19 protein-coding genes and 1 tRNA gene are annotated in these 26,079 nt (G+C 70.5%); 2 read left to right on the top strand and 18 right to left on the bottom strand.

The window, feature by feature from the left end; genetic code table 11:
• Nucleotides 1–22: 22 nt before the first annotated feature.
• The 5 genes from KK097_RS12165 to polA form a co-directional block, all read right to left on the bottom strand.
• Entirely contained in the window at nt 23–1,120 is a 1,098-nt protein-coding gene (locus KK097_RS12165; RefSeq protein WP_214544978.1) for a BPSS1187 family protein, read from the bottom strand.
• Nucleotides 1,117–1,719: a dephospho-CoA kinase gene (gene coaE / locus KK097_RS12160; protein WP_214544976.1), complete on the bottom strand. Its 603-nt coding sequence runs from the start codon at nt 1,717–1,719 to the stop codon at nt 1,117–1,119. Before coaE ends, KK097_RS12165 begins: the two co-directional genes overlap by 4 nt.
• Nucleotides 1,720–1,811: 92 nt before the next feature.
• On the bottom strand, nt 1,812–3,299 hold the full coding sequence (rpsA, locus tag KK097_RS12155) for a 30S ribosomal protein S1 (protein WP_214529751.1): 1,488 nt from the start codon (nt 3,297–3,299) through the stop codon (nt 1,812–1,814).
• A 158-nt stretch (nt 3,300–3,457) separates the two neighbouring features.
• A complete protein-coding gene (locus tag KK097_RS12150) occupies nt 3,458–5,137 on the bottom strand; it encodes a DUF885 domain-containing protein (RefSeq protein ID WP_214544974.1) in 1,680 nt (559 codons plus the stop codon).
• Between the two features lie 68 nt (nt 5,138–5,205).
• The gene (gene polA, locus KK097_RS12145; protein WP_214544973.1) at nt 5,206–7,875 is read right to left on the bottom strand and encodes a DNA polymerase I; all 2,670 of its coding nucleotides are present in this window, start codon (nt 7,873–7,875) and stop codon (nt 5,206–5,208) included.
• A gap of 101 nt (nt 7,876–7,976) precedes the next feature.
• On the opposite strand from polA, the gene KK097_RS12140 reads away from it, so the two are divergent.
• On the top strand, nt 7,977–8,345 hold the full coding sequence (locus KK097_RS12140; RefSeq protein WP_214545012.1) for a PaaI family thioesterase: 369 nt from the start codon (nt 7,977–7,979) through the stop codon (nt 8,343–8,345).
• A 16-nt stretch (nt 8,346–8,361) separates the two neighbouring features.
• Here the strand turns inward: KK097_RS12140 and KK097_RS12135 are convergent, their stop codons facing one another.
• From KK097_RS12135 to exaC, 6 genes are all read right to left on the bottom strand, one after another.
• On the bottom strand, nt 8,362–8,832 hold the full coding sequence (locus KK097_RS12135; RefSeq protein ID WP_214544971.1) for a GNAT family N-acetyltransferase: 471 nt from the start codon (nt 8,830–8,832) through the stop codon (nt 8,362–8,364).
• A 109-nt stretch (nt 8,833–8,941) separates the two neighbouring features.
• The gene (locus KK097_RS12130; RefSeq protein ID WP_017887240.1) at nt 8,942–9,547 is read right to left on the bottom strand and encodes an ANTAR domain-containing response regulator; all 606 of its coding nucleotides are present in this window, start codon (nt 9,545–9,547) and stop codon (nt 8,942–8,944) included.
• 167 nt (nt 9,548–9,714) lie between these two features.
• Nucleotides 9,715–9,796, bottom strand: a tRNA-Leu gene (locus tag KK097_RS12125).
• Nucleotides 9,797–9,851: 55 nt separating this feature from the next.
• The gene (locus tag KK097_RS12120) at nt 9,852–11,027 is read right to left on the bottom strand and encodes a GAF domain-containing protein (protein ID WP_214544969.1); all 1,176 of its coding nucleotides are present in this window, start codon (nt 11,025–11,027) and stop codon (nt 9,852–9,854) included.
• Nucleotides 11,028–11,079: 52 nt separating this feature from the next.
• Nucleotides 11,080–11,478: a DUF779 domain-containing protein gene (locus KK097_RS12115; RefSeq protein WP_042540264.1), complete on the bottom strand. Its 399-nt coding sequence runs from the start codon at nt 11,476–11,478 to the stop codon at nt 11,080–11,082.
• Nucleotides 11,478–13,019 carry an acetaldehyde dehydrogenase ExaC gene (gene exaC / locus KK097_RS12110; protein WP_214529757.1) on the bottom strand — a complete coding sequence of 514 codons (1,542 nt, stop codon included), beginning with the start codon at nt 13,017–13,019 and terminating at the stop codon, nt 11,478–11,480. Before exaC ends, KK097_RS12115 begins: the two co-directional genes overlap by 1 nt.
• A gap of 151 nt (nt 13,020–13,170) precedes the next feature.
• Between exaC and KK097_RS12105 the strand changes: the two genes are divergently transcribed.
• On the top strand, nt 13,171–13,710 hold the full coding sequence (locus KK097_RS12105) for an HdeD family acid-resistance protein (protein ID WP_214544967.1): 540 nt from the start codon (nt 13,171–13,173) through the stop codon (nt 13,708–13,710).
• Between the two features lie 43 nt (nt 13,711–13,753).
• On the opposite strand, the gene KK097_RS12100 is transcribed toward KK097_RS12105, so the two are convergent.
• The 7 genes from KK097_RS12100 to trpB form a co-directional block, all read right to left on the bottom strand.
• A complete protein-coding gene (locus tag KK097_RS12100) occupies nt 13,754–14,848 on the bottom strand; it encodes a VIT1/CCC1 transporter family protein (protein ID WP_214544966.1) in 1,095 nt (364 codons plus the stop codon).
• Nucleotides 14,849–14,978: 130 nt separating this feature from the next.
• Nucleotides 14,979–16,424 carry a pyruvate kinase gene (pyk, locus tag KK097_RS12095; RefSeq protein ID WP_214529760.1) on the bottom strand — a complete coding sequence of 482 codons (1,446 nt, stop codon included), beginning with the start codon at nt 16,422–16,424 and terminating at the stop codon, nt 14,979–14,981.
• A gap of 179 nt (nt 16,425–16,603) precedes the next feature.
• Nucleotides 16,604–18,061: a glutamate synthase subunit beta gene (locus KK097_RS12090; protein WP_214544964.1), complete on the bottom strand. Its 1,458-nt coding sequence runs from the start codon at nt 18,059–18,061 to the stop codon at nt 16,604–16,606.
• Nucleotides 18,062–18,114: 53 nt separating this feature from the next.
• Entirely contained in the window at nt 18,115–22,719 is a 4,605-nt protein-coding gene (gene gltB, locus KK097_RS12085; RefSeq protein WP_214544963.1) for a glutamate synthase large subunit, read from the bottom strand.
• Between the two features lie 219 nt (nt 22,720–22,938).
• On the bottom strand, nt 22,939–23,925 hold the full coding sequence (gene lgt, locus KK097_RS12080) for a prolipoprotein diacylglyceryl transferase (RefSeq protein WP_214529763.1): 987 nt from the start codon (nt 23,923–23,925) through the stop codon (nt 22,939–22,941).
• A gap of 96 nt (nt 23,926–24,021) precedes the next feature.
• Complete coding sequence (gene trpA, locus KK097_RS12075) at nt 24,022–24,816, bottom strand: tryptophan synthase subunit alpha (RefSeq protein ID WP_214544962.1); 795 nt, start codon at nt 24,814–24,816, stop codon at nt 24,022–24,024.
• Nucleotides 24,813–26,027: a tryptophan synthase subunit beta gene (gene trpB / locus KK097_RS12070; protein WP_214544960.1), complete on the bottom strand. Its 1,215-nt coding sequence runs from the start codon at nt 26,025–26,027 to the stop codon at nt 24,813–24,815. Before trpB ends, trpA begins: the two co-directional genes overlap by 4 nt.
• Between the last annotated feature and the right edge of the window lie 52 nt (nt 26,028–26,079).

The following is a 26,079-nucleotide window of genomic DNA, read 5'->3' as shown; positions in this document are numbered from 1 at the left end:
GGAGAAAGCGTATTGCGCGACCCTATGAGCGGTCGGAGGGAGCAGCGGGATCTGTGGAGAACCGCTGCAGCATCCACTGCCAGAGCGGGAGCATCCGGGGCTCCCCGTCGCTGCCGAGCGGGGTCGAGTCCTTGATGATCACGGAGTGCGCCTTGCCGTCACCACCGATGTCCGTGAGGATCGCGTGCGGGTCGGCGCCGGCGAGGGGCGGCGCGGTGTCCGTCTCGAACGGGCCGGTCACCCCGCTCAGCCCGAGGACGTCCCACGAACCGGTGATGCGGGGGCCGAAGGTGTCGCGGACGTCGTCGATGGCGTACATGCGGTCGACGGGTGTCCTCCCGGGTCGGTCCATCCACGCGGCGTGCGCCGGGCCGCGGGACTCGACCGGCGAGGAGAACATCAGCGCACCGCGGACACTGCGGATGTGCGCGATGTACGCGGCCTCGCCCCCGCCCTGCGAGTGACCGGCCACGACGATGTCCTTCCAGATGATCCGGTCGTCGCCCTGCACGAACCGGCCCCAGCCACCGTCCGGGTCGTGGTCGTCGAGGTAGGCGACGGCGTCACGGAAGCGCGAGACGATGGACCCGGCCGGGCTGACGGCGCTGAACTCGGACGGTCGGGTGCCGTCGAAACGGTTCCGCTGCACCATGCCGTAGCAGCGGGCGTTCGCCTCGCAGGTGCCGGACAACGTGCGGCCGAGGTTCCAGTAGTCGAGTCCGAGCACGTGGTACCCGTCCGCCAGCGCGGCAGCCAGGAACCGCTGGTACTCGGCCGGGCGCGAACGGGTCGCCGGCAGGAACAGCAGCAGCGGGCCGTCGGACGAGGTCCGGGCGGCGAAGTCGTCCCGGTTCGGGGTGAGCCGCTCCCCGTTCACCGTCCCCAGCCGGAACCGGTGGAACTCCCCGTCGGGCCCGTACTCGTCACCGGACGGCCCCTCGTCGCCCGACGGACCGGCTCCGGCTGCCGGCCGGTCGTCGGACCTGGGCTCCTCGTGCACCGCGACCCGCCCGTTGTCCGCCACGCGCTGGGCGCCGAGGACGTTCGCGGCGACGAGTGAGCCCGCCCCGATCGCCACGAGGACGATCGCGGCGAGCACCAGGAGCAGGCGGTGGCTCATGCCGTGATCCGCGCCCAGACCTCGTCAGCGGAGCGGATCGTCTGCTCGAGCGTTCCGGTGGCGTCGACGACGTGGTCCGCGAGGGCGAGACGGTCCGCATCGCTGGCCTGCGCGGCGACGCGACGCTCGGCCTCGTCCCGTGGCATGCCGCGGTGCTCGACGAGCCGTTCGATGCGCTGCGCGGCGGGCGCATCGACGACCACGACCGCGTCGAACCGGAGCGGGCGGGATCCCCGGGCCTCGGCGAGCAGTGGCACGTCGTACACGACGACGGCGTCGGGATCGGCGGACTCGGCGGCATCGAAGGCCTGCTGCGCGAGGCGCCAGACCTCGGGGTGGGTGATCGCCTCGAGGTCCTTCCGCGCCGAGGGGTCCGCGAACACGACCGAACCGAGTGCCGGCCGGTCGAGCGAGCCGTCCGCAGCGATGACGGACGGACCGAACCGCTCCGCGACCTGCGTCAGGCCGGGGCTTCCCGGTGCCACGGCGTCCCGCGCCAGCCGGTCGGCATCGACGACGACCGCGCCGTGTTCGGCCCAGCGCCGGGAGACCGTCGACTTGCCCGCGGCGATGCCGCCCGTGAGTCCGATGATGTGCACGGCAACAGGGTAACGACCCGGGCCGCCGGAAACGCCGGAAGCCCGGCACCCTGTCAGGGGTGCCGGGCTTCCGGTCGGGACGAACCGCTCGATCAGTTGTTGGTCGAGCTGAGCTTCTCGCGGAGTGCTGCGAGCGAGGCGTCGTCGGCCAGGGGGCTCGCGCCACCGGTCTCGCCGGCGAACGACGAGGAGGAGGAAGACGACGACGACGACGACGAAGCGCCGGCCGGGAGGTCGAAACCACCCTGCGCCTCGTCGGCGATGGTCTTCGCGACCTGCGCCTTGTGGGCTTCCCAACGCCCCTGGGCGGCCGCGTACTGGCCTTCCCACTCGGTGCGCTGGGTGTCGTAGCCCTCGAGCCACTCGTTGGTCTCCGGGTCGAAGCCCTCGGGGTACTTGTAGTCACCCTTCTCGTCGTACTCGGTCGGCATGCCGTAGAGCGCCGGGTCGAACTCGTCGCTCTCCGGGTCCACGCCCTCGTTCGCCTGCTTGAGGCTGAGCGAGATGCGGCGACGGTCGAGGTCGATGTCGATGATCTTGACGAAGACCTCGTCGTTGACCGAGACGACCTGCTCGGCGAGCTCGACGTGCTTGTTCGAGAGCTCCGAGATGTGCACGAGGCCCTCGATGCCGTCGGCAACGCGGACGAAGGCACCGAACGGGACGAGCTTCGTGACCTTGCCCGGTGCGATCTGACCGATCGCGTGGGTACGGGCGAAGACCTGCCACGGGTCCTCCTGCGTCGCCTTGAGCGAGAGCGACACGCGCTCGCGGTCCAGGTCGACCTCGAGGATCTCGACGGTGACTTCCTGACCGACCTCGACGACCTCGCTGGCGTGCTCGATGTGCTTCCAGCTGAGCTCGGAGACGTGGACGAGACCGTCGACGCCGCCGAGGTCCACGAACGCACCGAAGTTGACGATCGAGGACACGATGCCCTTGCGGACCTGGCCCTTGTGGAGGTTGTTGAGGAACGTGGTCCGGGACTCGGACTGCGTCTGCTCGAGGAGCGCACGGCGCGACAGGACCACGTTGTTGCGGTTCTTGTCGAGCTCGAGGATCTTGGCCTCGATCTCCTGGCCGAGGTACGGCGTGAGGTCGCGGACACGACGGAGCTCGATGAGCGAGGCGGGGAGGAAGCCACGGAGACCGATGTCGACGATGAGGCCGCCCTTGACGACCTCGATGACCGTGCCGGTCACGACGCCGTCGGACTCCTTGATCTTCTCGACGTCGCCCCACGCACGCTCGTACTGCGCGCGCTTCTTCGACAGGATGAGGCGGCCTTCCTTGTCCTCCTTCTGGAGAACCAGGGCCTCGACCTCGTCGCCGACGTTGACGACCTCGTTGGGGTCGACGTCGTGCTTGATCGAGAGCTCGCGCGAGGGGATGACGCCCTCGGTCTTGTAACCGACGTCGAGGAGGACCTCGTCGCGGTCGATCTTCACGACGGTGCCGGAGATGAGATCACCGTCGTTGAAGAACTTCAGGGTCTTCTCGACCTCGGCCAGGAAGTCATCAGCCGAACCGATGTCGTTGATGGCGACCTGCTTAGGAGCCTTGGTCGTAGTGGTTGTCATGTAGAGATTGCTCCGAACGGACATGAGTCGGGCCATGGCGTGCGGGGACTCGGCCCCCGTGGTGCACCGCCGTGGCGATTGATTGAGTGGCGCGGATTGCGCCGCACAAGTCTAACCGCACCGGCGGAGGCCCCACAACCGGGCGTGTCGACGGCGCGTCACCCGACCAGGGCGGTCCGGAGGGTGTCGAGGCCGATGCTGCCGAGCGAGAGCGCACGGTGGTGGAACGCCTTCAGGTCGAACTCGGCCCCCTCGCGCGCGGCGACCTCGTCGCGGATGGACTCCCACACGCGCTGGCCGACCTTGTACGACGGTGCCTGCCCCGGCCACCCGAAGTACCGGGCGACCTCGAACCGGACGAACGCCGGGTCCATGTTGACGTTCTGCCCCATGAAGTCGAGGGCGTACTCCCACGTCCAGCCCCCGCCGTCCGGGTTGGTCTTCTGCAGGTGCACGCCGATGTCGAGCACCACACGGGCCGCACGCATCCGCTGTCCGTCGAGCATGCCGAGCCGGTCGCCGTCGTCGTCGAGGAACCCGAGCTGCTCCATCAGCCGCTCGGCGTACAGCGCCCAGCCCTCGACGTGCCCGGAGGACCCGGACAGCTGCCGGCGCCAGGTGTTCAGCTCGCCGCGGTTGTAGACGCCCTGGCTGATCTGCAGATGGTGTCCGGGGACGCCCTCGTGGTAGACCGTCGTCTTCTCGCGCCAGGTGCCGAACTCGGTGACGCCCTCGGGCACGGACCACCACATGCGGCCGGCACGGGAGAAGTCGTCGGAGGGGCCGCTGTAGTAGATGCCGCCCTCTTGCGTGGGGGCGATCCGGCACTCCAGGCGACGGATCGGGTCCGGGATGTCGAAGTAGGTCCCGGCCATCGCGGCGATCGACGCATCACTGGCCTCCTGCATCCACCGCTGCAGGGCGTCGGTTCCGTGCAGGATCCGGGACGGGTCGGTGTCGAGCACCTCGATCGCACGGGCGACGCTCGCACCGGACTCGATGCGGTCGGCGATGCGCTCCTGCTCGTCCCGCATGCGCGCGAGTTCCTCGAGGCCCCACTCGTAGGTCTCGTCGAGGTCGACGACCGCACCGAGGAACCGGCGCGAGTGCAGCTCGTAGGCTTCGCGCCCGACCGCGTCGACCGGGGTGGCGAGCGGCAGCAGCTCGTGCTCGAGGAACTGCCCGAGGGAGCGGTACGCGGCCGAGGCGACCTGGGCTCCGCGGGTGAGCTCGGCGCGGAGCGTGTCCGGCACCGGCGAACCGTCGTCGAACGCGGCACCTTCGGCGAGGCGTGCGAAGAAGCCGTCCTCGGCACCGTTCCGGGCTGCCTGCTCGGCGACCAGGGCGACCTGGCGCTTGGCCGGGGTGACGTCTTCACGGGTGCCCTCGAGCAGGGTCTCGCGGATTCCCTCGAGCGCATCGGGCAGCGCGTGCAGCCGGCTCGCGATGTCCTGCCAGTCGCCCTCGGTCGCGGTCGGCATCAGGTCGATGATCTCGCGGACCGACTGCGCCGGGCTCGCGATGACGTTGAGGTCGCGGAGGTGCAGCTTGCGCTCGTACGACTCCTGCACCAGGTCGAGTTCGGCGCCGAGGTCGGCCTTCGTCACCTGGTCCACGGAGTCGACGGCGGGCGCGGCGTCGAGCGCACGCTTCGCACCGCGCGCGGCCTCGGCCATCGCGGCGGCACCGGCGGGCGAGGTGTCGCCGTACTCCCCCGTGCGCCCCGGGACGCCGATGTACGTGGCGGTCGTGGGGTCGAGGTCGACGAGGGTGGTGACCCAGTCCTCGGCGACGCGGTCGACGGCGGACGGCTGGCGGACAGGACGCTCTTCGCTCATGCCCCGACCCTACCGACCCGCGGGGCAGGACGGCCCCCGGGCAGAGCAGAGTCCGCGCCGCCCCCGGGTCAGTGGGCGGCGATCTCCCAGTTCGGCCCCACGCCGACCGAGACGTCGAGCGGGACGCTCAGCTCGGCGGCGTTGCCCATCCGGGTGCGCAGGATCTCCTCGACGCGCTCCTGTTCACCGGGAGCGACCTCGAGGATGAGCTCGTCGTGCACCTGGAGCAGCAGGTGGGACTGCAGCTCGCCCTCGCGCAGGTCGTCGGCGACACCGAGCATCGCGATCTTGATGATGTCGGCGGCCGAACCCTGGATCGGGGCGTTCAGCGCGGCCCGCTCGGCGTTCTCACGCAGGACCCGGTTCGGGCTCTTCAGGTCCGGGAACGGACGACGGCGACCGAAGATCGTCTCGGTGTAGCCGTCTTCGCGGGCCTGCTCGACGACGTTGCGCAGGTAGTCGCGCACGGCGCCGAAGCGGGCGAAGTACTCGGTCATCAGCGTGCGCGCCTCGGACTGCTCGATGCGCAGCTGCTTCGACAGACCGAAGGCGCTCAGGCCGTAGGCCAGTCCGTACGACATCGCCTTCACCTTGGTGCGCATCTCGTTGGAGACCTCGGACGGGTCGACGCCGAAGACCCGGGCGCCGACGAAGCGGTGCAGGTCCTCGCCCTCGTTGAAGGCCTGGATGAGCCCGGGGTCGCCGGACAGGTGCGCCATGATGCGCATCTCGATCTGCGAGTAGTCGGCGGTGACGAGCGTCGTGAACGGCTCGGCGACCGCGAAGGCCGAACGGATCCGACGGCCGACGGCGGTCTTCACCGGGATGTTCTGCAGGTTCGGGTCGGTCGACGACACGCGGCCGGTACTCGTGCCGGTCTGCTCGTACCGGGTGTGGATGCGACCGTCGACGACGGCGGCGTCGAGCGTGTCCACGATCTGGCGGAGCTTGGTGGCGTCACGGTGCTGCAGCAGGAGCCCGAGGAACGGGTGCGGGTGCTGTTCCTGCAGGTCGGCGAGGCTCGCGGCGTCGGTCGAGAACCCGGTCTTGGTCTTGCGGGTCTTCGGCATCGCGAGCTCGGTGAACAGGACTTCCTGCAGCTGCTTCGGCGACCCGAGGTTGACCTCGTGCCCGATCTCGGCGAAGGCCTGCTGCGCGAGTTCGGCGGCACGCTCCCCCAGCTCCTTCGACAGGCCGGTGAGCACCGGGCGGTCGATGCCGACACCGATGGTCTCCATGCCGGCGAGCACGGACACGAGCGGCAACTCGATGTCGTCGAGGACCTGCAGCGAGGACGCGTCGATCCGGGCGCGCAGGGCCGTGGTGACGCGGAGCACGAACCAGGCGTGCACCCCGACGTTGACCGGGTCGGTCTCGGGGACGAGCTGGTTCGGGTCGGCCGTCGGCAGCTCTTCGCCGAGCTCCTGGTAGACGAGGTCGGACAGCGGCTGCCCCTGCTTGCCGGGCTGCGCGAGCCACCCCATGATCCGGGCGTCACCGGCGATGCCGTTGACGACGAAGCCGGCGGTACCGAGCGCCTTGATCGCGGCCTTGGCGTCGTGGAAGTGCTTCGGGGCGTCGGAGGCGAACCAGGCCGAGAGCTGCTCGTAGTCCTTCGCACCGCTGCCGCCCGGCACGAGCACGGCGTCGTCGTGGGTCGCGATGCCGATGGCGCTGAGGCGGCCGTCGATGACCTCGACCGCGACGCCGTAGCCGTTCGCCGCCTCGGTCGCGTTGCGGCGCTCGAGCCAGTAGCCGAGCTCTTCGTCGATCAGGGTCTTGACGGGCGGCGGGGTCGGCGCGCCGTCGGTGACGGTGCCCTCGGCCGCGGGCTCGGCGGGGTCGCCCGATCCGGCGACCTTGAAGACGCGGTCGAGCAGCGTGCGGAACTGCAGCTTGGCGAAGAGCTCGCGCACCGCGGTCTCGTCGACCGGGCGGAGCGCGACGTCGGCGGGACCGACGGGCAGCTCGACGTCGGTGACCAGGCGGTTGAGCCGGCGGTTCCGGATCGCCCGGTCCCGCTGCTCGCGCAGGTTGTTGCCCACGACGCCCTTGATCTCGTCGGCGTGCTCGAGGACGCCGTCGAGTGACCCGTACTGCGTCACCCACTTGACCGCGGTCTTCTCGCCGACCTTGTCGATGCCGATCAGGTTGTCGCTGGTCTCACCGACGAGGGCGGCGATGTCCGGGTACTGGTGGGGCTCGATGCCGTACCGCTCGTAGACCTTGTCGCGGTCGTAGCGGGTGAGCTCGGAGACACCGCGGACCGACGGGTAGAGCAGCGTGACGTCGTCGTTGACGAGCTGGATCGAGTCGCGGTCGCCGGAGACCACGTAGACCTGGAAACCCTGGTCGGCACCCTGCTTGGAGAGGGTCGCGAGGATGTCGTCGGCCTCGTAGTCCTCCTTCGTGACGGTGGTGATCCCCATCGCCTCGAGCGCCTGCTGCAGGAGCGGGATCTGGCCCTTGAACTCGGCCGGGGTCTCGGAGCGGGTGCCCTTGTACTCCGCGTACTCACGCGTGCGGAACGAGAACCGGGAGATGTCGAACGCCACCGCCAGGTGGGTGGGCTTCTCACGCTGCAGGAGCATCAGCAGCATCGAGATGAAGCCGTGGATCGCGTTGGTGTGCTGCCCCTCGCGGTTCACGAAGCTGTCGACCGGCAGCGCGTAGAAGGCCCGGAAGGCGAGCGAGTGGCCGTCGATGACCATGAGGGTAGGCTTTGCGGAGTCCGACACCCGGACAGCCTACCGACGCCCGCTGACACGGAAGGTCGACGCAGACCGTGACCGACGACACCACATCGACCACGATCGATCCCCGCCTCGACGAACGCGGCATGGGCGAGCTGGCCGAGAAGATGGGCATGGTCATCACCGAGCTCTCGGCCGAGCGGGCGGTCGGTTCGATCCCCGTCGAGGGCAACCGCCAGCCGGTCGGGCTGCTGCACGGCGGCGCCTACGTCGTGCTCGCGGAGAGCCTCGGTTCGATGGCCGCGAACGTGCACGCCGGGCCCGGCCGCTACGCCGTCGGCATCGAGCTCAACGCCTCGCACTCCCGGAGCGCCACGAGCGGCATCGTCACGGGCACGTGCACCGCCATCCACCTGGGCGGCACGCTCACCACGCACGAGATCGTCCTGACCGACGACCAGGGTCGCCGGTGCTCCACCGTGCGGATCACGAACATGATCCGCGAGCGTCGCTGACCGACCGACGGACCGCTCAGTCCTCCGGCGGCCGCTGCAGGAGCAGGCGCGCGTCGCCGAACCCGAGCCGCCGGTAGAGCCGTTCGCCGTCCACGCTCGAGTGCACCGACGTCCGCTCCACGCCGAGTTCGTCGGCGAGCTCGAGGAGGGCCGTCACGAGGCGTCCGGCGACGCCGGAACCTCGCAGCTCCGGATGCACGTAGACCGTCTGCAGTTCAGCGGCGAACCGGTCACCGTCGACGTGCGGCGCCGGCGGTCGCGGGTTGACCGCCAACCACGCCATGCCGAGCACGACACCGTCCCGCTCGGCGACGACGCACCGGTGCGACTCCTGGTGCGTGGCCGCGAACTCGGTCATCGCACGGCGGTACTCGTCCGGCGTCTGCACGGGCGCGCGGCCGTCCTCGTCCACGCTCCACCGCCACCGCAGGTCGGCCACGGCCGGCATGTCGTCAGGCCGGGAGGCCCGGATCACCACGTCGTCCATGCCTCCAGCCTGCCAGGTGGTCGCGGAACACGCCCCGCCCCCGGACGCAGGAACGCCGCCGACCCCAGGGGGTCCGGCGGCGTTCCGTGAGCGACGGTGGTGCGCTGGACTACTTCTTGGCGCTGAGCTGCTCGATGATCGCCTTCGCGACGTCGTGCATGGTCAGGCGGCGGTCCATCGAGGCCTTCTGGATCCAGCGGAAGGCCTCGGGCTCGGTGAGGCCCATCTTCTCGTTCAGCAGGCCCTTGGCACGGTCGACGAGCTTGCGGGTCTCGAAGCGCTCGACGAGGTCGGCGACCTCGGCTTCGAGCGTGATGATCTGCTGGTACCGCGAGAGGGCGATCTCGATCGCGGGGAGCAGGTCGTTCGGGGTGAAGGGCTTGACCACGTAGGCCAGCGCGCCGGCCTCGGTCGCACGCTCGACGAGGTCCTTCTGGCTGAACGCGGTCAGCAGGACGACGGGCGCGATGTGGTTCTTGGACAGCTTCTCGGCTGCGGAGATGCCGTCGAGCTGGGGCATCTTGACGTCCATCACGACGAGGTCGGGGCGGAGGTCGGTCGCGAGCTGGACGGCGGTCTCACCGTCACCGGCTTCACCGACCACGTCGAACCCGTTGTCGCGGAGGATCTCCACGATGTCGAGGCGGATGAGCGACTCGTCCTCGGCGACGACGACGCGACGGGGTGCTGGTGCTGTTGCTTCTGTGTCACTCACGGACGAAAGCCTACTAGACGCCGGAAGTGCCGTATCCCAGACCACGCAGAACGATGCTTGGTACGAGTGGCGGGACGCGGGTCCGAACTGCCCCGCACGCCGTGAGCAATTTCGTACGAGTGGCGGGACGCGGGTCCGAACTGCCCCGCACGCCGTGAGCAATTTCGTACGAGTGGCGGGACTTGAACCCGCACGCCGTGAGGCAGAGCATTTTGAGTGCCCCGTGTCTGCCGATTCCACCACACTCGCGAGGAGGCCAACACTACCAGCCCGACCCGCGCCTCCCGGCCCGTCGTCGACGGTCTCAGAAGCCCTCGAGCGCCTCGATCGCCGCCACGAGACCGGCCCGTCGCGGCGACCGACGCGGCAGCACCGCGAGCAGCGCGCGGAGCACGAGCGCGTCGGTCGCGCCGTCCGGGGTGCGCGCCCATGCGAGCAGGGCATCGACGCCGCCGTCGGCGACGACCGACTCGCGGAACCGCAGCCGCACCAGGTCACGGACGGCGTCCACGCCGGGTGCGGCGGAGCCCGGCAGCACCGGTCCGGCGTACCGGTCGACGGCCTGGAGGCGCGCCCCACGTTCGAGCGCGGACAGCACGCCGTCGACGTCGGTCCGGACCCCGGTCACCCGGTACGGCCGCGACGTCACGGTCACGTCCGGCGCGTGCCGCGCGAGGACCCGGCGCAGCCGGACGACCTCGGCGCGCAGGGTCACCACGGCCCGCGGATCGCCGTAGACGGCGGTGGCGAGGTCCGGGGCCGCGAGGCCGCCCGGGTGCGCGGCGAGCACGACCAGCAGTTCCGAGTGCCGGGCGGACAGCTGGACCCGGCGGTCGGCGAGCCGGAGCACGGCGGTGTCGGTGCCGAGCACCGTCAGCTCGGCCGCGGCCTCCGGCGCGCGGGGCGGCCGTGACGGCGTGCGGGCCGCGGCGAGGGCGAGCTGGGCCTCGGCCGCGGCGACCGTGGCGGTGAGCAGCGACAGCGTGTGCCGCTCGACGGCGCGGTCGTCGCCCGTCAGGTCGAGCACCCCGATCGTGGCACCGCTCGCGTCGTGCACCGGGACGGCCGTGCACGAGAACGGTTTGACGGCGTTCGCGTAGTGCTCGTCGGAGCGGATCTGCACCGGACGGTCCAGGCGCAGTGCCGTGCCGGGCGCGCTGGTGCCGACGCGGTCCTCCGACCAGTCGGCCCCGGGGACGAAGCCCATGTCCTCGGCGGCGCGACGCGTGGAGCGGGCACCGTCGACCCAGACGAGACGACCCGCAGCGTCCGCGACGGCGACGACGCACCCGGCCGAGCGGGAGTCGTCGAGCAGCAGCCGGCGGACCACCGGCAGCAGGGTGGCGAGGGGGCCGTCGTGCCGGACGGCGTCGAGTTCGTCGTCGCCGAGGGCGAGGACCGGGGCGGCGTCGGGGTCGACCCGGGCGGACCGCTGCCACGACGCGGCGACGAGCGGGCGGAGCCGACCGGGTGCGCGCATGCGTCCTCCGATCGACCCCACCCGCCGCTCCGTCGCGACGCGTGCGGCCAGCCTACGTCCGGGCCACCCGCGGGACCAGGCCGAGATCGGCGAGCTCGGCGTCGTCGAACATCCGCGACCGGGTGAGGAACCGTTTGCCTTCCGGGACCTCGACCGAGAACCCGCCGCCCCGACCGTCGACGACGTCGATCGTCAGGTGCGTGTACTTCCAGTACTCGAACTGCGACACCGACATGTACACCTCGACCGGGTCCAGCCCGTCGACCTGCAACGCACCGAGCAGGACGTCCCCGGGGCCGGTCCGGAACATGCCGACCGGGTAGCACATCGGACTCGAGCCGTCGCAGCAGCCGCCGGACTGGTGGAACATCAGCGGGCCGTGCCGGGCGGTGAGGGTCCGCAGGAGCTCCCCCGCCGCCGGCGTCACCGCGACGCGTGCGGTGTCGGGCATCAGAAGAAGCCCATCGGTCCGTCGGCGTAGGAGACGAGCAGGTTCTTCGTCTGCTGGTAGTGGTCGAGCATCATCTTGTGGTTCTCGCGCCCGATGCCGGACTGCTTGTAGCCGCCGAAGGCCGCACCCGCCGGGTACTGGTGGTACGTGTTCGACCACACGCGCCCGGCCTGGATGTCACGTCCGGCGCGGTACAGGGTCGTGACGTCACGGCTCCACACGCCGGCGCCGAGCCCGTACAGGGTGTCGTTGGCCGTGGCGATCGCGTCGTCGTAGCCGCTGAAGGACGTCAGGGCGAGCACGGGCCCGAAGATCTCCTCCTGGAAGATCCGCATCGAGTTGTCACCCTCGAACACCGTCGGCGTGACGTAGTAGCCACCCGAGAGTTCGCCGCCCAGGTCGGCGCGCTCGCCACCGGTCAGGAGCTTCGCGCCCTCCTGCTTGCCGATGTCGATGTAGCTCAGGATCTTCTCGAGCTGGTCGTTGGACGCCTGGGCGCCGATCATCGTCGACAGGTCGAGCGGGTGCCCCTGCTTGACGGCACGGACGCGCTCCAGGCCGTCGGCGACGAACCCGTCGTAGATCTCCTTCGCCACGAGCGCCCGGGACGGACACGTGCAGACTTCGCCCTGGTTGAGGTTGAAGAACGTGAAGCCCTCGAGCGCCTTGTCGTAGAAGGAGTCCTTCTCGGCCGCCACGTCGGGGAAGAACACGTTCGGGCTCTTGCCGCCGAGCTCGAGCGTCACCGGGATGAGGCTCTGCGAGGCGTACTGCATGATCAGTCGCCCGGTGGTGGTCTCCCCCGTGAAGGCGATCTTCCGGATGTCCGGGTGCTGCGCGAGCGGTGCGCCGACCTCGATGCCGAAGCCGTTGACGACGTTGAGCACGCCGGCGGGCAGCAGGTCGCGGATGAGCTCGACGAGCACGTGGATGGACGCCGGGGTCTGCTCGGCGGGCTTCAGCACGACGCAGTTGCCGGCGGCAAGGGCCGGTGCGAGCTTCCACACCGCCATCAGGATCGGGAAGTTCCACGGGATGATCTGCCCGACGACGCCGAGCGGTTCGTGGAAGTGGTAGGCCACGGTGTCGTGGTCGATCTCGCCGGCGGAGCCCTCCTGCGCACGGATCGCCCCGGCGAAGTACCGGAAGTGGTCGATGGCGAGCGGGATGTCCGCGCCGAGGGTCTCGCGGATCGGCTTGCCGTTCTCCCACGTCTCCGCGACGGCGAGCATCTCGAGGTGCTCCTCCATGCGGTCGGCGATCTTGTTGAGGACGACCGCGCGCTCGGCCGCGCTCGTCCGTCCCCAGGCCGGGAACGCCTTCCACGCCGCCGCCACTGCACGGTCGACATCGGTGGAGTCTCCGCGCGCGACCTCGGTGAAGACCTTGCCGGTGACCGGGGTGGGGTTCTCGAAGTACTGGCCGCTCGCGGACGGCACGTACTCGCCGCCGATGAAGTGGTCGTACCGCGACCGGAACTCGACGAGGGAGCCGGCCTCGCCGGGTGCGGCGTAGCTGGTGGGCGAGGGTGCGATGGTCATGGTGGTGCCCTTTCGACGACGCTGTCGGGGCGCACGGGTCGCGCGCCTGCTCCGCACGGTACGACCGCGGGGGTTGCAGGTCGTTGCACGGCCCGCGGCTCCGACGGGTAGCGTGCTGGACACCAGCGCTGGCGATCAGGGAGGAGCGCTCGTGGATTCTCGTGCCGTCAGGACGTTCCGGGTGTTCGTCGTCGTCACCGCCGTCGTCGCCATCGCACTGGGCATCGTGGCGATCGTCTGGCCCCGCCCGTCGCTCGTGCTCGTGGCGCTGCTGTTCGGCGTGTACCTCGTCGTGGCCGGAGCGCTCCGGGTCTTCGCCGCGGTGCGGGGGCACGGCACCCGTCCGGTGTGGCGGTGGACGTCCGGCATCGTCGGCGGCCTGGTCGCGGTCGCGGGGCTCGTGACCCTGCTCGACCCGGCGATCCCGCTCGTCGTCTACGCCGTGCTCGCCGGGGTCGGGTTCCTGATCGAGGGGGTCGCCGCGATCGTCGGCGGGTTCGTCGGCCACCCCGGTTCGTCACGCGTGCCGACGGTGGTCAGCGGTGTGCTGTCGATCATCGGTGGCATCGTCGTGCTCGTCGCGCCCGGGCTGGCGCTGACGGTGTTCATGGTGTTCGCGGGGATCGCCCTCATCACGGTCGGCGCCGCGGCACTGCTGCTCCTGCCGCCGCGCGCCGCCGTCCGCAGGTAGGCAGCCGCCAGGTCGTGCGCTGGCCGGCCGGGACGGCCCGCGCTCAGGCCGCGCCGGTCCCGAAGAGCAGCCCGAGCGCGTAGGTGACGATCGCCGCACCGAACCCGATGGCGAGCTGCCGGAAGGCCCGCTTGCCCGGCGAGGCTCCGCTCAGCACACCGACGACCGCACCGGTGCCGAGCAGCGCGATCCCCACCAGTCCCCCGGCGACCGCGATCGCCGGCCATCCCTGCATCCCGAACAGGAACGGCAGCACCGGGATGACCGCGCCCGAGGCGAAGAAGCAGAAGCTGGACACCGCGGCGCTCAGGCCCGTGCCGACCGCCTCGTGGTCGTCCCCCACCGGGACCGGGCCCGTCGCCGGCCGCCGTTCCCCGATGCCGGACAGGACCCGGGCGGCGTGCTCGGTCGCCTCGGCCTCGGACATCCCGCGGGCCCGGTAGACCAGCGCGAGTTCGTTCGCGTCGACGTCGAGGTCGGACACCGCACTGCGCGCCTCGGGGTGCGGCGTGGACGCGTCGAGCAACTCGCGCTGCGAGCGGACGGACACGTACTCCCCCGCCCCCATCGACAGCGCGCCGGCGAGCAGACCGGCGATACCGCTGAGGAGCACGAAGTGCCGATCGGCCCCGGACGCGCTGATGCCGATGATGAGGGCCAGGTTCGACACCAGGCCGTCGTTCGCGCCGAAGACCGCGGCGCGGAAGGTACCGGACAACCGCATCCGCCCCCGGTTCGCGAGCCCCCGGACGACCTCGCCGTGGATGCGCTCGTCGGCGGCCATCCGTGCGGTCGCGTCGGCGTCGTCGGCGTACGGCGAACGGTCCTCGGCGCGCTGCATGAGCGCGAGGACGAAGACCGACCCGAACCGCTTGGCCAGCACGGCGAGCACCCGGGTGCGCAGGCTCCCCCGCTGCGGCCGTCCGACGTCGTCGCCGAGCAGGTCGAGCCAGTGCTCGGCGTGCCGCCCCTCGGCCTCGGCCAGGGCAGCGAGGATCTCGCGTTCCTCGCCGGACCGGCGGGCGGCGAGGTTGCGGTACACGGCCGCCTCGGCGCGTTCGTCGGCCAGGTAGCGACGCCAGCGGCGGACGTCGGCGCGCGACGCCGGGGTGTCGGATCGGAGGCTCACAGCGACCATCCTGCCGCCTGCGGCCGACGTCGGGTCGCCACCAGGGCCGTGGAGACGCGGCAGGGCGCGGACCGGAAGCGGTCGGCGCTGCTCGCACCGTGCCTCCCGTCCGCGCCCTGGTGGCGACGGAACCTGCTGATCAGTCGCGGACGTACGCCGGGGCGGCCTCGGCGTGGGCGTCGCCCACCCGGTGCACACGCAGGTCGTTCGTCGAGCCCTCGATGCCGGGAGGGGACCCGGCCGTCACGATGACGCGGTCGCCGGGGGCGGCCAGGCCGTTCTCGAGGAGGACGTCGTCGACCTGCGAGAACAGCTCGTCGGTGTGGGTCTTGCGCTCCACGAGGAACGAGCGGACGCCCCAGGTGAGGGCCATCCGACGGCGCGTGGCCTCGTTCGGGGTGAAGGCGATGATCGGCAGGCCGTGGCGCAGGCGCGACATGCGGCGGGCCGAGTCACCGGACTCGGTGAAGACGCAGAGGTACGACGCCTCGGTGAACTCGGCGATCTCGACGGCGGCGAGGGTGATCGCACCACCGAGCGTGCGCGGCTTCGTGCCGAGCGGGGCGATGCGCTCGAGGCCGTGGTCCTCGGTGGACTCGACGATGCGGGCCATCGTTCGGACGGTCTGCACCGGGTACTCACCGACGCTCGTCTCGCCGGACAGCATGACCGCGTCGGCACCGTCGAGGACGGCGTTCGCGACGTCGGAGGTCTCGGCGCGGGTGGGGATCGGCGACGAGATCATCGACTCGAGCATCTGCGTCGCGACGATGACCGGCTTCGCCATGCGGCGGGACAGCTCGACGGCGCGCTTCTGCACGATCGGGACGGCCTCGAGCGGGAGCTCGACACCGAGGTCGCCGCGAGCGACCATGATGCTGTCGAACGCGTCGATGATCTCCTCGAGCGCGTCGACGGCCTGGGGCTTCTCGACCTTGGCGATGACCGGGAGGCGCTTGCCCTCCTCGTCCATGATCTCGTGGGCACGCACGACGTCGCTCGCGTTGCGGACGAACGACAGCGCGATGAGGTCGGCGCCCTGGCGGATCGCCCAGCGGAGGTCGGCCTCGTCCTTCTCGCTCAGCGCGGGGACGTTGACGGCGACACCGGGCAGGTTGATGCCCTTGTTGTTCGACACCGTGCCGGCCACGACGACCTCGGTGCGGACCCGCACGCCGTCGGTGTCGAGGACACGGAGGCGGACGCGGCCGTCGTCGATGAGCAGCGGGTCGCCGGGCTTGACGTCCTGCGGCAGGCCCTTGAACGTCGTGCCGCAGATCTCCTTCGAGCCGGGCACGTCCTCCGTCGTGATGGTGAAGATGTCCCCCACCGCCAGGTCGTGCGGGCCGTCGGCGAACTTGGCCAGGCGGATCTTCGGACCCTGCAGGTCGACGAGGATCGCGACGGGCTTGCCCAGCTCTTCGGCGGCACGGCGGACGTTGACGTAGTTGGCCTCGTGGACGCTGTAGTCACCGTGGCTGAGGTTGAGGCGGGCGACGTCGACGCCCGCTTCGATGATCTCCTTGACGGTCTCGTAGTCCGACGTTGCCGGTCCGAGCGTCGAAACGATCTTTGCGCGTCTCAATGGATTCCTTCGTGGTGGTGGATGGAGCTTGGGTTTCCGCGCTGTGGGGCCGCGCGGAACGAAGCGAGGCCACCAGCACCTTATCGAGTGCTGGTGGCCCCACGCTCACGGGAGCGTGAGCATCTGGTGGAGACGGTCCGCCGCCTGGCCGCGTCCCGACATCCGGTGACCGTCCGACATCAGACGGAGATCGCCCGGTCGGTCGCCTTGACCGGTGCCGGCAGGATCGTGGAGCCCTCGAGGTACTCGTCGACCTGCGCGGCCGCGGCACGGCCCTCGGCGATCGCCCACACGATGAGCGACTGCCCGCGGCCCGCGTCTCCGGCGACGAACACGCCCGCCTCGTTGGTCGCGTAGTCGGCACGGCGGTCGAGCGCCCCGGACACCGCGGTCGGCAGACCGAGCTGCGGCTCGATGGTGTCCGACTCGGGACCGGTGAAGCCCATCGCGATGAGGACGAGGTCGGCGGGGATCTCCCGCTCGCTGCCCGCCTTCGGGACCCGTCGGCCGTCGAGGTACTCGGTCTCGGCGACCCGCAGCGCACGGACCTCGCCGGCCTCGTTCGACAGGAACTCCACGGTGGAGGCGAGGAAGTGCCGCTCGCCGCCCTCCTCGTGGGCGCTGGTGATCTCGAACACGGTCGGGAACATCGGCCACGGCTGGTCGGACGGACGCTCGAGCGGCGGCTGCTTGCCGATCGCCAGGTTCGTCACGCTCAATGCGCCCTGGCGGTGGGCGGTGCCGATGCAGTCCGCACCGGTGTCGCCGCCGCCGATGACGACGACGTGCTTGCCCTCGGCCGTGATCTGGTTGTCGACCGTCGTGCCAGCGTTCGCCTTGTTCTGCTGGACCAGGTAGTCCATGGCGAAGTGCACGCCCTCGAGGTCGCGCCCCGGGATCGGCAGGTCGCGCGGCACCGTGGCACCGGTGGCGACCACGACCGCGTCGTAGCGCGACTTCAGGTCGTCCCAGGTGATGTCCTTGCCGATCTCGACGCCGGCACGGAACCGGGTGCCCTCGGCCTGCATCTGCGCGAGACGCGCGTCGATCTGGCGCTTCTCCATCTTGAAGTCCGGGATGCCGTAGCGGAGCAGCCCACCGATGCGGTCGTCCCGCTCGTAGACGGCGACGGTGTGACCGGCGCGCGTGAGCTGCTGTGCGGCGGCGAGCCCGGCGGGACCGGACCCGACGACGGCGACGGTCTTGCCGGTCAGACGCTCGGGCGGGTGCGGGGTGACCCAGCCGTTCTGGTACGCCTGGTCGATGATCGAGACCTCGACCTGCTTGATCGTCACCGGGGGCTGGTTGATGCCGAGCACGCAGGACGACTCGCACGGTGCCGGGCACAGCCGACCCGTGAACTCCGGGAAGTTGTTCGTCTCGTGCAGGCGCTCGATCGCCTGACGGCCCTCACCACGCCACGTCAGGTCGTTCCACTCGGGGATGAGGTTGCCGAGCGGGCAGCCCTGGTGACAGAACGGCACGCCGCAGTCCATGCAGCGGCCGGCCTGACGCTTGAGTACGCCGGACTCCTGCTGCTCGTAGACCTCTTTCCAGTCCATGAGCCGCACGGGCACGGGTCGCCGGGGCGGGAGTTCGCGTTCCTGGACCTTCAGGAATCCCTTGGGGTCAGCCACCGGTCACCTCCGAGGTCGTGTCGGGCACTGCCTGTTCCGGACGTGCGTGACGCTCAGCCACCGGTCACCTCCATGATCCTGTTCCAAACGATGTCACCGTCGGGGTCGAGCCCCTCGTCGACGGCCTGTCTGCGCGTCTCGAGCACCGCGGCGTAGTCGCGCGGCAGCACCTTGACGAAGTCGCTCAGGTCTCCGGACGCGAGCAGGTCCGATGCGAGCGTCGACCCCGTCTCGTCGGCGTGCCGGGTGAGCAGGTCGGTGACGATCTCGACGTCGGCACTGTCGAGTGCCTCGAGCCGGAGTTCGCCGGAGGCCAGCGCGTCGGTGTTGACGTGCTCCTCGCGCAGCCCGCGGACGTACGCCGTGCCGCCGGACATGCCGGCGCCGAGGTTCCGACCGGTCTCACCGAGGATGAGCGCGAGGCCGCCCGTCATGTACTCGAGCGCGTGGTCGCCCACGCCCTCGACGACGGCGGTGGCACCGGAGTTGCGCACCAGGAACCGCTCGCCCACGATGCCGCGGATGAACATGCTGCCCTGGGTCGCGCCGTAGCCGATGACGTTGCCGGCGATGACGTTCTCGGCCGGGTCGAAGCCCGATCCGGCATCCGGCCGGACGACGATCTGGCCGCCCGACAGCCCCTTGCCGACGTAGTCGTTGCTGTCCCCGATCAGCCGGAGCGTGATGCCCGCGGGGAGGAACGCCCCGAGCGACTGCCCGGCCGAGCCGCGAAGGGTGACGTCGATCGAGCCGTTCGGCAGCCCGTGCTCGCCGTGCCGCAGGGTGACCTGGTGGCCGAGCATCGTGCCGACCGCACGCTCGGTGTTCCGGATCGGCAGGTCGAGCGCGATCGAGCCACCGTGGTCGAGCACGTCGGCGGTCTGCTGGATGAGCTGCACGTCGAAGTGCTGGTCCAGCTCGTGGTCCTGCTCGCGGTGGTGGCGACGCGGCTCGGCGTCGTCGAAGTGCGGCCCCTTGAGCACCGGCGCGAGGTCGAGCCCCGACGCCTTCCAGTGGTCGACGGCGCGGTCGACGTCGAGGACGTCGGTCTGCCCGATGGCCTCGTCGAGGCTGCGGAAGCCGAGCTCGGCGAGGAGCTCGCGGACCTCCTGGGCGATGAACTCGAAGAAGTTCACGACGAACTCGGGTTTGCCGGAGAACCGCTTGCGGAGCTCGGGGTTCTGCGTGGCGACGCCGACGGGGCACGTGTCGAGGTGGCACACGCGCATGAGGATGCAGCCCTCGACCACGAGCGGCGCGGTCGCGAAACCGTACTCCTCGGCGCCGAGGAGCGCTGCCACGACGACGTCGCGGCCGGTCTTCATCTGCCCGTCCACCTGCACGACGACCCGGTCGCGCATGCCGTTGAGCATGAGCGTCTGCTGCGTCTCGGCCAGACCGATCTCCCACGGGGTCCCGGCGTGCTTGAGCGAGTTCAACGGGCTCGCACCGGTCCCACCGTCGTGGCCGGACACGAGCACGACGTCGGCCAGGGCCTTCGTCACGCCAGCGGCGACCGCGCCGATGCCGGACTGGCTCACGAGCTTCACGTGGACGCGGGCGGCCGGGTTGGCACGCTTGACGTCGAAGATCAGCTGCTTGAGGTCCTCGATGGAGTAGATGTCGTGGTGCGGCGGCGGTGAGATGAGCCCGACGCCCGCGGTCGCGTGTCGGGTCCGGGCCACCCACGGGTAGACCTTCGCCGGGGGCAGCTGTCCGCCCTCGCCCGGCTTCGCACCTTGTGCCATCTTCAGCTGGATGTCGGTGGCGTGCGTCAGGTACATGCTCGTCACACCGAAGCGCCCGGAGGCGACCTGCTTGATCGCACTGCGGCGCTCGGGGTCGAGCAGGCGGTCGACGTCCTCGCCGCCCTCGCCCGTGTTCGAACGGCCGCCGAGGCGGTTCATCGCGATGGCGAGCGTCTCGTGGGCCTCCTTCGAGATGGACCCGTAGGACATCGCACCCGTGTTGAACCGCTTGACGATCGACTCGATCGACTCGACCTCGTCGAGCGCGATGGGCTTCCGCGCGCCCTGTTTGAACCGGAACAGCCCGCGGAGCGTCATGAGCTGCTCGGACTGGTCGTCCACGGCGCTCGAGTACTCGCGGAAGATGTCGTACCGGCGGGCACGCGTGGCGTGCTGCAGGCGGAACACCGTGTCCGGGTTGAACAGGTGCGGCGGACCCTGACGGCGCCACTGGTACTCGCCACCGACCTGCAGTCGCTCGTGTGCGAGCACCGCGCCGTCCTGCGGGTACGCCTGGGCGTGCCGCTCGGCGTTCTCCTTGGCGATGACGTCGATGTCGACGCCGCCCAGGATCGACGAGGTGCCGGTGAAGTACTTGTCGACGAACTCCTGGCTGAGCCCGACGGCCTCGAACGCCTGCGCACCGGCGTAGCTGGACACCGTGGAGATGCCCATCTTCGACATGATCTTCAGCACGCCCTTGCCGAGGGCCTTGATGACGTTCTTGACGGCCTGCTCCGGGGTGATGCCGGGGATCATGCCGGCGCGGACCAGGTTCTCGCAGGTCTCCATCGCCAGGTACGGGTTGATCGCCGACGCGCCGTACCCGATGAGGGTCGCCACGTGGTGGACCTCGCGCACGTCGCCGGCCTCGACGATGAGCCCGACCTTCATGCGCTGCTCGGTGCGGATGAGGTGGTGGTGGACCGCGGCGAGGAGCAGGAGGCTCGGCACCGGTGCCTGCTCGGAGTTGCCGTCGCGGTCGGACAGCACGATGAACTGCTTGCCGGACTCGATCGCGGCGTCGACCTCGTCGCACACGGCGGCGATGCGCTTCTGCATCGCCTTCTTGCCGGCGTCGACGCGGTACAGGCCCTTGATCGTGACGGTCAGGTGGCGACCCGACTCGGTCTCGAAGTGCTGGACCTTGGCGAGCTGGTCGTTGTCGATCACCGGGAAGTCGAGCGTGATCTGCTTCGCGTGCTCGGGACCGGCGGAGAGCAGGTTGCGCTCCGGACCGAGCCCCATCCCCATCGAGGTGATGACCTGCTCGCGGATCGAGTCGAGCGGCGGGTTCGTCACCTGGGCGAACTGCTGCGTGAAGTAGTCGAAGAGCAGGCGGGGGCGCTCCGAGAGCACCGCGATCGGGGTGTCCGAGCCCATCGCACCGAGCGGCTCCGCGCCGGCGGCCGCCATCGGGCGCAGCAGGATCCTGACCTCTTCTTCGGTGTACCCGAACGCGCGCTGACGGCGGGTGACCGAGGCCGGGGTGTGCACGATGTGCTCACGCTCGGGCAGGTCGTTCAGGTTGATCCGACCGGCTTCGAGCCAGTCGCCCCACGGACCCGACGCGGCGAGTTCACGCTTGACCTCGTCGTCCTCGATGATCCGACCCGCCTCGGTGTCGACCAGGAACATCCGGCCCGGACGCAGGCGGCCCTTGCGCACGACCTTCTCGGCCGGCACGTCGATGACCCCGGTCTCGGAGCCCATGACGATGAGTCCGTCGTCGGTGACCAGGAAGCGCCCGGGGCGCAGACCGTTGCGGTCGAGCGTGGCACCGACGAGCGAGCCGTCGGTGAACGTGATGGCGGCGGGGCCGTCCCACGGCTCCATGAGCATCGAGTGGTACTCGTAGAACGCCCGGAGGTCCGGGTCCATCCCGACCTGGTTCTCCCACGCCTCCGGCACCATCATCGACACCGCGTGCGGCAGGGTGCGACCGGTCAGGGTGAGCAACTCGAGTACCTCGTCGAAGGAGGCCGAGTCGCTCGCGCCGGGGCTCACGATGGGCAGGAGCGGGGCCATGTCGCCGAGCAGTTCGCTCTCGAGCTGGGACTGCCGGGCACGCATCCAGTTGCGGTTGCCGCGCACCGTGTTGATCTCGCCGTTGTGGGCGATCGTCCGGAACGGCTGCGCCAGCGGCCACGACGGGAACGTGTTCGTGGAGTAGCGCGAGTGCACGATGGCGAGCTTCGACGCGAAGCGCTCGTCGCTGAGGTCCGGGTAGAACGGCTCGAGCTGGAGCGTCGTGACCATGCCCTTGTAGACCATGGTCCGACTGGACAGCGACATGAAGTAGAGGTCGTTGTCGTGCTCGGCACGCTTGCGGAGCCGGAAGGCCTGCCGGTCGAGGGCGATTCCGCTCCACGAGGCGCCGTGGACGTCGTGCCGGATCGACGCGACGAACAGCTGCTCGAACGCGGGCATCGCCGCGCGGGCCAGGGTGCCGAGGACCTCCGGGCGGACCGGGACCTCCCGCCAGCCGAGGACTTTCAGGCCCTCTTCACGGGCGAGTCGCTCGACCGCGCCCTTGACCGCGTGGCGGGCGTCCTCGTCGAGGGGCAGGTAGGCGGTCCCGACGGCGTACTCCCCCGCGGCGGGCAGCTCGAACGGCACGACGGCCCGGAGGAACTCGTCCGGCACCTGGCACAGGATGCCCGCGCCGTCACCGGTGCCGGCGTCCGAGCCGACGGCACCGCGGTGCTCGAGGTTCCGGAGCGCACCGAGCGCCGCGTCGACGATGTCGTGGCCCGGGGTCCCGCGCAGCGTCGCGACCATGGCGAGCCCGCAGGCGTCCTTCTCGTTCGCCGGGTCGTACATGCCCGTGGCGTCCGGGATCGCCGAGAACCGGCGGTGCGGCGGCACGAGGCTCGTCGATGCCGAGGGCTGTGTTGGCTGGAGCGCCATGGGGAACCGTCCTCACGAGGAAGTGGAACAGGGACAGCGGTGGCCCGGTGGTGCGTTCCGCCCGAGCGGGCGGGACTGGTGCCCGTGCCCGCCGTCAGTGAGTTGCCCTGCCGGCCGGCGAGGTTGCCCGGCCCCGCTTGTGGCGGGTCCGTCTGGTGCTGCTGGTGGTGCTGCTGCGCGTGACCGGTGGCCGTCGGAGAGGGTGTCCCCGCGCGGCGATCAGCGAGTGGTCGTGACCGGTTCGTCGCTCGTGACGCCGTCTGCTGCGTCGTCGTCGTGCTCCGAGAAGGTGTCGTCCGAGTCTACAACGGACCTCGGACCGGGCTCGCGGCCGGGCAGGTACGGGCTCGGCTCCTTGCCGGTGTGCCGGCGGCTCTGCACCACGAAGATCAGGATGCCGATCAGGACCGCGGCCAGGGCCACCCACACGTTCGTGCGGACCCCGAAGAAGGTCTCGCTCGTGTCGACGCGGATGGACTCGAGCACGGAGCGCCCGGCGCCGTACCAGATCAGGTACAGGCCGAGGACCTTGCCCCACTGCAGCGTGAACTTGCGCGCCAGGAAGAGGATGACGACGACACCGAGGACGTTCCAGATGATCTCGTACAGGAAGGTCGGGTGGAACAGCGTGCCCTCGGGCAGCCCCTTCGGGAACGCGGCGTTGCTCGAGTCGATCTCGAGCCCCCACGGCAGGCTCGTCGGCATGCCGAAGAGCTCCTGGTTGAAGTAGTTGCCCAGACGGCCGAACGCCTGCGCGAGCAGGACGCCGGGCACGACGGCGTCGATGAACGACGAGAAGCGCAGGCCGACCTGACGGCAACCGATCCAGGCACCGACCGACCCGAGGATCAACGCGCCGAAGATCGCGAGCCCGCCCTCCCAGATGTACAGGAACGACAGCGGGTCGATGCCGGGGCCGAAGTAGTCGGACACGTGCGTGAACACGTGGAAGAGCCGACCGCCGATGATGCCGGCTGGGACGGCCCAGATCGCGATGTCGATGATGATCCAGCGCTCGACGCCGCGGGCGTTGAGTCGACGGTTCGCCAGGACGACCGCGGCGACGATCCCGATCAGGATGCAGATCGCGTACGCGTGGATGCGGAAGTCGAGGGGCAGCGACCAGCCGAACGCGTCGCGCAGCCAGGCGGTCAGGTCGAAGTACTGCCAGGCGGTGCTCGGGCTCGGGATGCTCAGGAGGGGCATGGAGGTGCTGTCGCCTTTCGGAACTGACGGGGCGCGGTCGACGTGGCGTCGGCCTCGCTCACTGTAGCGCGGGTCGCGGGCCCGACAGGAACTGGACTAGCGGCGGCGGGCGCCGGTGGCGAGGTCGGCAGCGCGGTCGGCCACGCCCTGCACACCGAGGTCGGCCAGTGCGCGGACGAACGCGGACCCGACGATCGCACCGTCGGCGTACTCGAGCACCTCGCCGACCTGCTCGGCCGTCGAGATCCCGAGGCCCACGCAGGTGCGCTCGACCCCGGCCTCGCGCAGGCGCGACACCACGGTGCGTGCGGCCACGTCGACCCCGGCCCGCGCCCCGGTCACACCCATCGTCGAGACGGCGTACACGAACCCGCGGCTGGCCTCGACCGCCTGACGCATGCGCTCGTCCGACGAGGACGGTGCGGCGAGGAAGACCCGGTCGAGGCCGGTGCGCTCCGAGGCCTCGGTCCACGCAGAGGCCTCGTCGGGGATGAGGTCCGGCGTGATGAGCCCGGCGGCACCTGCGGCGACGAGGTCGTCGGCGAAGCGGTCGACGCCGTAGCGCAGCACCGGGTTCCAGTACGTCATGACGAGCACCGGGACGTCGGCCCGTTCGGTGATCTGCTGGACGGCGTCGAAGACCTGTGCGACCCGGAAGCCGTTCGCCAGGCTCTCCTCGGCCGCACGCTGGATGACGGGGCCGTCCATCACCGGGTCCGAGTAGGGCAGGCCGAACTCGATGACGTCAACGCCGTTCTCGGCGAGGGCGACGGCGGCGTCGACGCTGGTCTGCAGGTTCGGGTACCCGGCGGGCAGGTAGCCGACGACGGCTCCGGCGCGCTCGGCGTTGGCGGTGTCGATCGTCGTGGCGACGGTCCGGTTCGTGGTCACAGCTGCACCGCGTTCTCGTCGAGGATGCCGAAGTAGCGACTGGCGGACGCGACGTCCTTGTCACCCCGGCCGGACAGGTTCACGAGCACGACGCCCTCGGGGCCGAGCTCCTTGCCGAGCTTCATGGCACCGGCCAGGGCGTGCGACGATTCGATCGCCGGGATGATGCCCTCTGTCTGGCTCAGCAGGCGGAACGCCTCCATCGCCTCGGTGTCCGTGATGGGCTGGTACTTCGCACGACCGATCGACGCCAGGTAGGCGTGCTCCGGACCGACGCTCGGGTAGTCGAGCCCGGCGGAGATGCTGTGGCTCTCGATCGTCTGACCGTCCTCGTCCTGCATGAGGTAGGACTTCGCGCCCTGCAGCACGCCCTCGCGACCGAGCGTGATGCTCGCCGCGTGCCGACCGGTCTCGACGCCGTCGCCGCCGGCCTCGAAGCCGTGCAGCGCGACGGACTCGTCGTCGAGGAACGCCTCGAAGATGCCCATCGCGTTCGACCCGCCGCCGACGCAGGCCGCGACGGCGTCCGGCAGGCGCCCGACGCGGTCGAGGACCTGCTGCCGGGCCTCTTCGCCGATGACCTTGTGGAACTCGCGCACCATCTCGGGGAACGGGTGCGGACCGGCGACCGTGCCGAGCAGGTAGTGCGTCGACTCGACGTTGGCGACCCAGTCGCGCAGGGCGTCGTTGATGGCGTCCTTCAGCGTGCGCGAACCGGTCTCGACGGGGACCACCTCGGCGCCGAGCAGCCGCATCCGCGCGACGTTGAGGGCCTGGCGCTCGGTGTCGACCGCCCCCATGTAGACCACGCACTCCATGCCGAACAGCGCGGCAGCGGTCGCGGTGGCGACACCGTGCTGCCCGGCACCCGTCTCGGCGATCAGGCGGGTCTTGCCGAGGCGACGGGCGACGAGTGCCTGCCCGAGGACGTTGTTGATCTTGTGGGAACCGGTGTGGTTCAGGTCCTCGCGCTTCAGGATCACGCGGGCGCCACCGGCGTGCTTCGCGAACCGCGGCACCTCGGTGATGATCGAGGGGCGCCCGGTGTAGTCGCGCTGCAGCTCGTCGAGCTCCGCACGGAACGCCGGGTCCGCCCAGGCCTGACGGAAGGCGGCCTCGAGCTCGTCGAGCGCGAGGACGAGGGACTCGGGGACGAAGCGTCCGCCGAAGTCACCGAAGTAGGGGCCGTGCAGGTCGCGGAGTGAGGTCACGATGTGTCTCCCGGGACGAGTCCGACGCGGCCGGTGTGGTCGCGTCGGACGG

This window comes from Curtobacterium flaccumfaciens (assembly GCF_018598405.1).
GTDB classification, from domain to species: Bacteria; Actinomycetota; Actinomycetes; order Actinomycetales; family Microbacteriaceae; genus Curtobacterium; species Curtobacterium aurantiacum.
Note: the sequence above shows the minus strand (reverse complement) of the source record. Positions and strands in the feature narration are given on the sequence as shown.